The 1,278-nt window shown below is 43.6% G+C and carries 1 protein-coding gene; it reads right to left on the bottom strand.

What is annotated here, in order from left to right; all coding sequences use genetic code 11:
• Positions 1-47: 47 nt before the first annotated feature.
• Positions 48-1,213 (bottom strand): IS3 family transposase gene (locus tag ACTXGH_RS13750; protein WP_439296987.1). Its coding sequence is split into 2 segments (ribosomal slippage): positions 48-955 and positions 955-1,213, totalling 1,167 coding nucleotides; the frame shifts between segments, so codons are not numbered across the junction.
• Positions 1,214-1,278 lie beyond the last annotated feature (65 nt).

The raw sequence follows: 1,278 nt of genomic DNA on the forward strand, positions 1-1,278 counted from the left end.
ATGACCCCTGCCGTCAAATCCGTACACATAAACTTGGGAGATTTTAATTACGCAGCCTGACGATAATAATCAAACCACACCTGTCTTGGTGATTTATAGCCCAAACCCTTTTGAATTCTAGTCTGATTGTAGTAAAGCTCGATGTATCTAATAATATCGTTGATCGCTGCAAATCTAGTCTTATAATCCTGATGATATACCAGCTCGTTCTTTAAAGTGCCCCAGAAGCTTTCTATTGGAGCGTTGTCGAAGCAATTACCTTTAGCGCTCATTGAACCTGTAAACTGATGCTGCTTAACGATCTTGTGGTAGGCATGGCTGCAATACTGGCTGCCTCTGTCAGAGTGAACGATTAGCCCTTTGTTTGGACGTTTATTCCTGATGGCCATGTTCAATGCGCGACAGACCAAATCTGCGGTCATGCGTTTGTTGATCGCATAGCCGACCAGCTCTTTGGTATATAAATCTTTGACTCCCGCTAAGTACAACCAGCCCTCATGTGTCCAGATATAAGTAATATCGCTTACCCATGCTTGGTTAGGACGACTGGTGTCAAACTTCTGATCGAGCACGTTTGGATAGACCAGTTTGTGATGATTAGAGTCAGTGGTGACTTTAAAGCGCTTATGACGACGACATTTAATGCCGTGTTCCTCTTTGATGCTTCTTACCATATATAGGCTAATGTCATGCCCTTGCTCGCTTAGATGAGCATGCAGTCGATCTACGCCATAACGTTCTTTCGTTTCATTGTGAGCGGCTTTAACCAGTAACTCGCACTGATTACGATGTACCTGCTGACAGCTGATATGACGACCTAGCCAGTCATAGTAGCTTGAGGGTTTAACCTGTAGTACGCGGCACATGCTACTAATGCTAAAGACTTGCTGGTTGTCTTTGATAAAGGCGTACTTGACTAGCTGTTTTTCGCGAAGTACGCCGTCGCCTTTTTTAGTATTTCGCGCTCCTCTTCAGCCACTTTAAGCTGCCGCTTGAGCTGCTTTATCTCTTTAAGAGCACTTATAAGATCAGGATCGTATTGAGCTGTTCCTACAAGTTTGCCTTGATTGGCTTTGTTATGCCAATTTGAGAGCGTTTGCATGGCAATGCCAAGCTGCTTTGCAGTCGCTGAAATATTGCCGTTATTGTCTGCTATCTTCTTAACGGCTTCTGCTTTAAATTCGTCACTGTAGGTTCTTACTTTCTTGGTCATGGTAAACTCCTGTCAATACGCTTAGTTTACCAAGTTTAGTTGTACGGTTTCTTCAGCATAGCTCA

Source organism: Psychrobacter sp. 1Y10, from assembly GCF_052259005.1.
Classification (GTDB): Bacteria; Pseudomonadota; Gammaproteobacteria; order Pseudomonadales; family Moraxellaceae; genus Psychrobacter; species Psychrobacter saeujeotis.